Raw genomic sequence first — 8,406 nt, 5'->3', positions numbered from 1 at the left:
GTTAAGCGTTAAGCGTTAAGCGTTAAGCGTTAAGCGTTAAGCGTTAAGCGTTAAGCGTTAAGCGTTAAGCGTTAAGCGTTAAGCAGTACTTTTCGACAACGGGGGCATCCAGCCCCCGTTTTTACGTAAGGCAACGTAAAGGCCTCCCCTCCTTGCTTTAACTTCCATCACGCATCCTCTATCCTGACCGTTTACTTATACCTTTGGGGTCCAGGAATATTACAATGAAACGGACAAAAAACATCCAACACTCGACGTTCCGCAAAAGCTGGAGCGCGCGTCATCTGACGCCTGTCGCGCTGGCGGTTACCGCCGTTTTTATGCTGGCGGGTTGTGAAAAAAGTGACGAGACAGTTTCCCTGTATCAAAACGCGGATGATTGCTCATCAGCAAACCCGGGGAAAAGCGCGGAATGTACCACTGCCTATAACAATGCGCTGAAAGAAGCTGAGCGCACCGCGCCGAAATACGCCACGCGTGAAGATTGCGTCGCCGAATTCGGTGAAGGTCAGTGCCAGGCAGCACCGGTGCAGGCGGGCGTAGCGCCGGAAAACCAGGCACAGGCGCAATCCAGCGGCAGCTTCTGGATGCCGCTGATGGCCGGTTACATGATGGGCCGTATGATGGGCGGCGGTGCGGGCTTTGCGCAGCAACCGCTGTTCAGCTCGCGTAACCCGGCAAGCCCGGCTTATGGTCAGTACACCGATGCTTCCGGTAAAGGTTATGGCGCGGCACAGCCGGGCCGTACCATGAACGTACCAAAAACGGCGATGGCACCGAAACCGGCTACCACGACCACGGTAACGCGCGGCGGTTTTGGTGAGTCTGTGGCCAAGCAGAACACCATGCAGCGTAGCGCCAGCGGTACAACTACCCGTTCAATGGGCGGCTAAGCACCATGGAAAGAATCAGTATTACCGAGCGTCCGGACTGGCGCGAAAAGGCCACCGAGTACGGCTTCAATTTTCACACCATGTACGGCGAGCCATACTGGTGTGAGGATGCCTATTACAAGCTGACGCTTGCGCAGGTCGAGAAGCTGGAAGACGTGACCGCAGAATTGCATCAGATGTGCCTGAAGGTGGTCGAGAAAGTCGTTGCCAGCGATGAACTGATGGCGAAGTTCCGCATTCCTAAGCACACCTGGAGTTTTGTGCGCCAGTCATGGGCCACGCATCAACCCTCTTTGTATTCGCGCCTCGATCTCGCATGGGATGGTGTGGGCGAACCCAAGTTGCTGGAAAATAATGCTGATACGCCGACTTCGCTGTATGAAGCAGCGTTCTTCCAGTGGATTTGGCTGGAAGATCAGCTTAACGCTGGCAACCTGCCGCAAGGCAGCGATCAGTTCAATAGCCTGCAAGAGAAGCTGATTGAGCGCTTTGCCGAGTTGCGTGAGCAGCACGGTTTTCAGCTACTGCATTTCACCTGCTGCCGCGATACGGTCGAAGATCGCGGTACGGTGCAGTACTTGCAGGATTGTGCGGCAGAAGCAGAACTGGCGTCCGAATTCCTTTATATCGAAGATATTGGCCTCGGGGAAAAAGGTCAGTTCACGGACTTGCAAGACCAGGTGATTGGTAATCTGTTTAAGCTCTATCCGTGGGAATATATGCTGCGCGAAATGTTCTCAACCAAGCTGGAAGACGCCGGCGTGCGCTGGCTGGAACCCGCCTGGAAGAGCATCATTTCCAACAAAGCACTGTTGCCGATACTGTGGGAGATGTTCCCGAATCACCCAAATCTGCTTCCCGCTTATTTTGCCGAAGATCCGCACCCGGAGATGGAAAAATACGTCGTTAAACCTATTTTTTCCCGCGAAGGCGCAAATGTGTCGATCATTGAAAACGGCAAAATGGTGGAAGCCGTTGAAGGGCCATACGGCGAAGAAGGCATGATTGTGCAAGAGTTTTACCCGCTGCCGAAGTTCGGCGACAGCTATACGCTGATTGGCAGCTGGCTTATCAACGATCAGCCCGCCGGGATCGGCATTCGTGAAGATCGCGCGCTAATAACCCAGGATCTCTCCCGCTTCTATCCGCATATCTTTGTGGAATAAAGGGATAAAAGAAAACCCGGCCACCGAGCCGGGTTTTTTATTGCCTTACAACACACCAAACAGTTTCGGCAGGAACAGCGAGATCGCCGGAATATAGGTCACCAGCATCAATACAAAAAACAGGACCAGATAGAACGGCAGCATGGCTTTCACCACCTGTTCGATCTTCTGCTTGCTCACCGCACTGGCGACAAACAGCACCGAACCGACAGGTGGTGTGATCAACCCAATACCCAGGTTAACCAGCATGATCATGCCGAAATGTACCGGATCGATGCCCAGCGCATTGGTCACCGGCAGCAGCACCGGCGTCAGAATTAAAATCAACGGCGCCATATCCATCAGCGTGCCGAGCAACAGCAGCATGATGTTAATACACATTAAAATAACGTATTTGTTATCCGAGATTTGGGTGAAGGCTTCCGTAATGCGAGCAGGTAATTGCATATAGGTCATTACCGCCCCGAACGCGGCGGCAAAACCAATCAGGATCATTACGATCGTCACCGTTTTCACCGTGCGGTACATCAGCTTCGGCAGTTCCGACCATTTGTAATCGCGGTAAATAAACATGGTGACGAAAAAGGCCCACAGACAGGCGATCGCCGCCGATTCCGTCGCGGTGAAAATCCCGGACAAGATGCCGCCCATGATGATAACCACAGTCATCAACCCCCAGAGCGTATCCACGAAGATCTTCAACGCCTGGCGAAACGGCACGCGCTCCCCTTTTGGATAACCGCGCTTATGAGCAAATGCGACGCACATGACCATCAGTGTAAAACTGAGCAACAAACCCGGCAGGATCCCGGCAATAAACAGTGCAGCAATAGAAACCGTACCACCGGTCGCCAACGAGTAGATCACCGAGTTATGGCTCGGCGGCGTTAAGATAGCCTGCACTGAGCCACTGGCGGTGACCGCGGCGGCAAAATCACGCGGATACCCTTTTTTGTCCATCTCGGGGATCATCACTGAACCGATCGAGGCGGTATCTGCTACGGACGATCCAGAAATTGCGCCGAAAAACGTCGAAGCAACAATATTCACTAACGACAGTCCGCCGCGAATAAAGCCGACAAAAATATAGGCGAAATTCACCAATCGCCGGGCGATTCCCCCTTCGGCCATGATCGCGCCCGCAAGAATAAAAAACGGGATCGCCAGCAACGAGAACTTATTCACGCCATTAGTCAGTTGGATCATCACCGCTTCCAGCGGAATATCGATATACCACGCCCCCAGCACCGCGCTAATGCCCACGGCGTAAGCCACCGGTACACCCACCGCCAGCATAATGGCCAGCGTAAAGATCAGAATAAAAGCATCCATAAACGTTCCTTACGGGATGTGATCGGAGGATTAGCTCGACGAACCCAACATCACCACCGGGCGGTGATGTTGCGCGCCAAAAAGCATTTTTTCGACGATGAACAATAGGGTGATGGCAGAACCGATCGGCAGCGGCAAATAGCTTTCGCCAGCAGTAAAGAGCGGGAATTCGGCAACCGGTTGTTCCCATAACTCCGCGCACAGCGCGCTGCTGTACCAGAGAATGAAAAGGCTGATCGCCAGCAACATCAGCTCCGCAACCACAAAGCACATTTTGCGCAGCGGTTCGCTTAAACGATCGGTAACCATGCTGACCGCGATATGCGAACCCGCACGGTAGCTCACGGCGGCACCAATAAAGGTAAACGTCACCATGCAAATAATGGCGACCGGCTCCGGCCACGATAATGCGCTGTTCATGACATAGCGGGCGAAAATGCCCACCGGAATAATCGCCACCATAATTAACAGCGCCAGACCTGCAATCCACATCGATATCCGGTACAGAATATCCATCAACAACGAATAGCGTTCAGCCATAGCAGTTTCCCCGGTGAAGGTTGCAAATGGGCAGGCAGCAAAACGCGCCTGCCCGGCAGAGGTTATTGCACTTGCTGGATGCGGGTAATCAGTTCCTGATGTTCTTTACCGTATTTATCGCGAACCGGCTGTGTCGCTTCATAAAACGCTTTGGTATCGATGTCGTGGAATTGCACGCCACCCGTTTTCATCGCTTCAAGCGATTTTTCGTTATAGCTTTTCCATAATTCACGCTGCTCAACTTGTGCCTCTTTCGCCAGTTGCAGAATTAATTCCTGGTCCTCTTTTTTCAGCTTGTCCCATTTGGTTTTTGAGAACAAAAAGAGCTCGGGAATAATAAAATGCTTACTCCAGGTATAATTTTTGACGACCGGTAAATAGTTGTGCGCGACGAAAGTTGGCGGGTTATTTTCCGTGCCATCAATCACGCCGGTTTGCATTCCGCTGAACACTTCGCTGACCCCCATCGCCACCGAATTTGCCCCCATGGCTTTCAGGGTATCGAGCGCAATTGGGCTACCCTGCACGCGGATCTTCATACCCTTAAGATCTTCCGGCTTGGTGACAGGCGCTTTGGTGATCAAGTTACGTGTACCGGCGTCCATCCAGCCCAGGAAGATCAGGCGCGATTTGCTGCTTTCCGACAAACGGTTGCCAATTTCCTGGCCGATCATGCCATCAAGCACTTTGTGCATATGATCTTCATCGCGGAAAATATAGGGCAACGTAAAGACGTTTATCTCCGGTAATATCGCCGCCACGGGAGTCATGGAGACACGAATAATATCAATCGCGCCAATTTGCGCCTGCTCAATAACTTGCTTCTCATCACCTAATACGCCGCCTGGAAAGGTCTTAATATCCAGCCGACCGTCTGTCGCCTTGCTGAGCTTTTCCCCCATATGTTTTACCGCCACCACATTCGGGTAGTCGGCGGGATGAACATCCGCGGCGCGAAAGGTTTGGGCGACAGAGGCGTGGGAGATAAACAGTAGAGCGGAGCTAATACAGACTTTCAGTAAGGTTTTCGCTGAGTTCATATTTCCGAGTCTCCAGAGGGTTTAATTTTTAGGCACAAAAGACCGACCGCGAACAGAATGTTCGTGGCATAACACCGGATTATTTTTATGGGTATGTCTAAAAAGTAGACACTCTGAAGCGTAGTCACTCGGGTGGGTTATTGCGACGATGATGTTCACAAAAAGAAGCTAAATTCAGCACAGCGTTTCATTTTTGCAGCGGAGCTCTTTTTATTTTCAAAAAAACCGTATTTCAGATACGATTTTTTGCGATCCTCCTCGAAATTTTCCATTTTCAGGCAAAGAAATGGCGCTTGATGCGCCATTCATTTAGCCAACCTGTACCGCGAGCATACTTAGCGATCCCATCTCGATACCATCAATCGGTATCGACACCGGTTCCTTGCCATCCCATCCGCCAAGCACGTACAGCAGAGGCAGGAAGTGCTCCGGCGTTGGGTTAGAGAGCGAACCGCCTTCATGGTCAAGATAATTGACCAATGGATGCTGCTCAGTCGGCCCCTGCCAGGTCAGGTTCTCTTTCACATAATCATTGAACGATGTTGCCCACGGATACGGCGTATTCTCGCCATGCCATTTTGCGGTACGCAGGTTATGTACCACGTTACCGCTGGCTACCAATATGATGCCTTCATCGCGAAGCGCCGCCAGCTTGCGGCCCATTTCAAAGTGCCATGCCGCCGGTTTGGTGCTGTCGATACTGAGCTGCACCATCGGAATATCCGCGTTCGGGTACATTTTGATCAACACGCCCCATGAACCGTGGTCAAACCCCCAGGCTTCTTTATCCAGCGTTACCGGCACAGGCGCGAGCAATTCCACCAGGCGTTGCGCCAGCTCCGGCGAGCCAGGAGCCGGATAATGCGTATCGTATAACGCTTGCGGGAAGCCGCCGAAATCATGGATAGTTTTCGGCGCTTCCATTGCGGTCACGCCGGTTCCGCGGGTAAACCAGTGCGCGGATACCACCACAATCGCTTTCGGGCGTGGCAGCGTCTCGCCCAGAGCGCCCCAGGCGCGGGTATAAACGTTATCTTCCAGCACATTCATTGGGCTACCGTGGCCCAAAAACAGTGCAGGCATGCGAGGTGCTGACATGGTGATATCCTTACTGAGTGTGTCTATTTGATAAACGTAGATTACGCTTTTTCGGTAGGCGAAGAACTCAGATAACCATGATGAAGATCATCAGTAATTTTGAATGTAAGGAATGCGTAAAAGTAGCTAAGCCGTCTCGCTTTTCCTGCTACAAAAACTTAGATTAATGAGAATGATTATCATAAAGGAGCAACTTATGTCAGTACCTTTGATTCTGACCATCCTGGCAGGCGCGGCGACGTTTATTGGCGCGCTTCTTGGTGTTATCGGCCAGAAGCCCTCAAACCGCGTACTGGCGTTTTCGCTCGGTTTTGCCGCCGGGATCATGCTGCTGATCTCTCTGATGGAGATGCTGCCTGCCGCGCTGGCAACGAAGAATATGTCGCCCATGCTGGGTTACGGCATGTTTGTGGTCGGGCTGCTGGGCTATTTCGCGCTGGATCGCATGCTACCACACGCGCATCCGCAAGATTTAATGCAGGGCACACAGCAAACTTTTCCGCGCGGCATTCGCCGTACCGCCATTTTGCTGACGCTTGGTATTAGCCTGCATAACTTCCCTGAAGGGATCGCCACTTACGTTACCGCCAGCAACGATTTGGAGCTCGGCTTTGGCATCGCCTTTGCGGTCGCGTTACACAATATTCCTGAAGGGCTGGCGGTCGCCGGGCCAGTGTATGCGGCAACCGGGTCAAAACGCAGTGCGGTGTTCTGGGCAGGCATTTCAGGTATGGCAGAAATCCTTGGTGGCGTGCTGGCGTGGCTGATTCTGGGAAGCCTGGTCTCGCCAGTCGTTATGGCGGCGATAATGGCTGCGGTCGCGGGGATTATGGTGGCGCTGTCGGTCGATGAGCTGATGCCGCTGGCAAAAGAGATCGATCCCAATAACAACCCCAGCTACGGCGTGCTGTGCGGCATGTCGGTGATGGGATTAAGCCTGGTGGCGTTACAGGCGATGGGGTTTGGCGGTTAAGTTAGGGTAATCGTGGGCAGCGGCGTATCAATCACCCTGCCCAACGCGCCGACGTTTTTTCAACTCATCAACCACACGTAAATAGCCTTTATATATTGCTTCCCGATCATGGCGGCAGGCTTTGCAATTACGTTTAAGCACGTGGATATAGCCAAGGACAATCAAAACAACAGCCACAATCCAATACCAGGAAATGAACACATTGCCTCCGTCATATATTCGGCAAAAGTTGCTTCACAAATTAATTACAAAGCCACTTAAATTGAACGAGTTAGAAAAATCTCAAATCCCTTTTAATACTCGCCACAGCGCTTACCACTTTATAAGTAGAACAATAGATTTTCAATGCGTGACGATGAGAAGCGCGCCAAACTTTGATGCAGAACAGGCAAAAAAAATCCGCAGGCGATAGCTGCGGATTTTTATGGATAAGGCTAAAGATTAGCTGGCTTTGCGCTCATGTTCCTGGCGATAGGCCACCAGGTCTTCAATGGTCACTACTGCCATATTGTGCTGTTTCGCAAATGCGATGCACTCCGGTGCACGCGCCATCGAGCCATCGTCATTGGTTAATTCACACAGTACGCCCGCCGGTTTGAAGCCCGCCAGGGTCACTAAATCGATAGTCGCTTCGGTGTGACCACCGCGAGTCAGCACGCCACCCGGCTGTGCGCGCAGCGGGAACACGTGGCCAGGACGGTTCAGATCGGATGGTTTAGCGCCATCAGCAATCGCCGCACGCACGGTAGTAAGACGGTCGGCTGCCGAAACGCCGGTAGTTACGCCGTGCGCCGCTTCAATGGTGACAGTAAAACCGGTACCAAATGCGCTGGTATTGTTCTCCACCATCATTGGCAGATCGAGTTGTTTACGGCGTTCGTCGGTCAGGCACAGGCAAACAATGCCGCTACCGTGGCGAATGGTCAGCGCCATCTGCTCTACGGTCATGGTTTCAGCAGCGAAAATCATGTCGCCTTCGTTTTCCCGGTTCTCGTCATCGAGCACCATCACGCCACGACCTTCGCGCAGCGCGGCAAGAGCGTGTTCAATACGTTGGAAAGGCGTGCCAAAAGAAGAAAGCAGCGTCTGATTCATGGTAAAAGACCTCAATAAAGTTATGGTTACCAGAATCAGGGCAGTCTTAGGAGTGTCGCAATGCGGCAAAAAAATAACGCGAGCGGGCGTCATTGCCCGACAGATTCGTTACTCTCTCCCATCCGGACTTTAACCGTCGGCCCCGGAATTACACCGGATCTGCTGACCTTCAGGCGTTAACCTGAAGCGCTCGCGGGCTTTCAGCATTCGCTGATTTACCGCCGGTGGGGAATTTCGCCCCGCCCTGAGAATAAGCGGGATAACTATAA

The 8,406-nt window shown here is 52.4% G+C and carries 9 protein-coding genes and 1 riboswitch; of the genes, 3 read left to right on the top strand and 6 right to left on the bottom strand.

From position 1 onward, the window contains the following. The first annotated feature begins 224 nt into the window (after positions 1-224). A complete protein-coding gene (locus ACFX4O_RS21805) occupies positions 225-893 on the top strand; it encodes a DUF1190 family protein (protein ID WP_131407602.1) in 669 nt (222 codons plus the stop codon). 5 nt (positions 894-898) lie between these two features. Next, complete coding sequence (locus tag ACFX4O_RS21800) at positions 899-2,059, top strand: glutathionylspermidine synthase family protein (RefSeq protein WP_380211191.1); 1,161 nt, start codon at positions 899-901, stop codon at positions 2,057-2,059. 45 nt (positions 2,060-2,104) lie between these two features. Here ACFX4O_RS21800 and ACFX4O_RS21795 read toward each other — a convergent pair whose 3' ends face one another. The 4 genes from ACFX4O_RS21795 to ygiD form a co-directional block, all read right to left on the bottom strand. Then, positions 2,105-3,391, bottom strand: coding sequence for a TRAP transporter large permease (locus ACFX4O_RS21795; protein WP_131407606.1), 1,287 nt, complete (start codon positions 3,389-3,391; stop codon positions 2,105-2,107). A 30-nt stretch (positions 3,392-3,421) separates the two neighbouring features. Beyond that, complete coding sequence (locus ACFX4O_RS21790; protein ID WP_131407608.1) at positions 3,422-3,931, bottom strand: TRAP transporter small permease; 510 nt, start codon at positions 3,929-3,931, stop codon at positions 3,422-3,424. A gap of 62 nt (positions 3,932-3,993) precedes the next feature. Continuing rightward, positions 3,994-4,971 carry a TRAP transporter substrate-binding protein gene (locus ACFX4O_RS21785; RefSeq protein WP_131407610.1) on the bottom strand — a complete coding sequence of 326 codons (978 nt, stop codon included), beginning with the start codon at positions 4,969-4,971 and terminating at the stop codon, positions 3,994-3,996. Positions 4,972-5,280: 309 nt separating this feature from the next. Then, complete coding sequence (gene ygiD / locus ACFX4O_RS21780) at positions 5,281-6,069, bottom strand: 4,5-DOPA dioxygenase extradiol (protein ID WP_170312054.1); 789 nt, start codon at positions 6,067-6,069, stop codon at positions 5,281-5,283. 196 nt (positions 6,070-6,265) lie between these two features. Here ygiD and zupT point away from each other — a divergent pair, with 196 nt between their 5' ends. Further along, positions 6,266-7,042, top strand: coding sequence for a zinc transporter ZupT (zupT, locus tag ACFX4O_RS21775; protein WP_131407614.1), 777 nt, complete (start codon positions 6,266-6,268; stop codon positions 7,040-7,042). Positions 7,043-7,069: 27 nt separating this feature from the next. Here zupT and ACFX4O_RS21770 read toward each other — a convergent pair whose 3' ends face one another. Next, on the bottom strand, positions 7,070-7,243 hold the full coding sequence (locus tag ACFX4O_RS21770; RefSeq protein ID WP_380211187.1) for a hypothetical protein: 174 nt from the start codon (positions 7,241-7,243) through the stop codon (positions 7,070-7,072). A 240-nt stretch (positions 7,244-7,483) separates the two neighbouring features. Continuing rightward, positions 7,484-8,137 (bottom strand): 3,4-dihydroxy-2-butanone-4-phosphate synthase, encoded by a 654-nt coding sequence (gene ribB, locus ACFX4O_RS21765; RefSeq protein WP_017457444.1) that lies wholly within the window; start codon positions 8,135-8,137, stop codon positions 7,484-7,486. Between the two features lie 106 nt (positions 8,138-8,243). Further along, a riboswitch (FMN riboswitch) is annotated at positions 8,244-8,393 on the bottom strand. Between the last annotated feature and the right edge of the window lie 13 nt (positions 8,394-8,406).

Source organism: Kosakonia sp. YIM B13571 (genome assembly GCF_042788095.1).
GTDB classification, from domain to species: domain Bacteria; phylum Pseudomonadota; class Gammaproteobacteria; order Enterobacterales; family Enterobacteriaceae; genus Kosakonia; species Kosakonia quasisacchari.
Note: the sequence above shows the minus strand (reverse complement) of the source record. Positions and strands in the feature narration are given on the sequence as shown.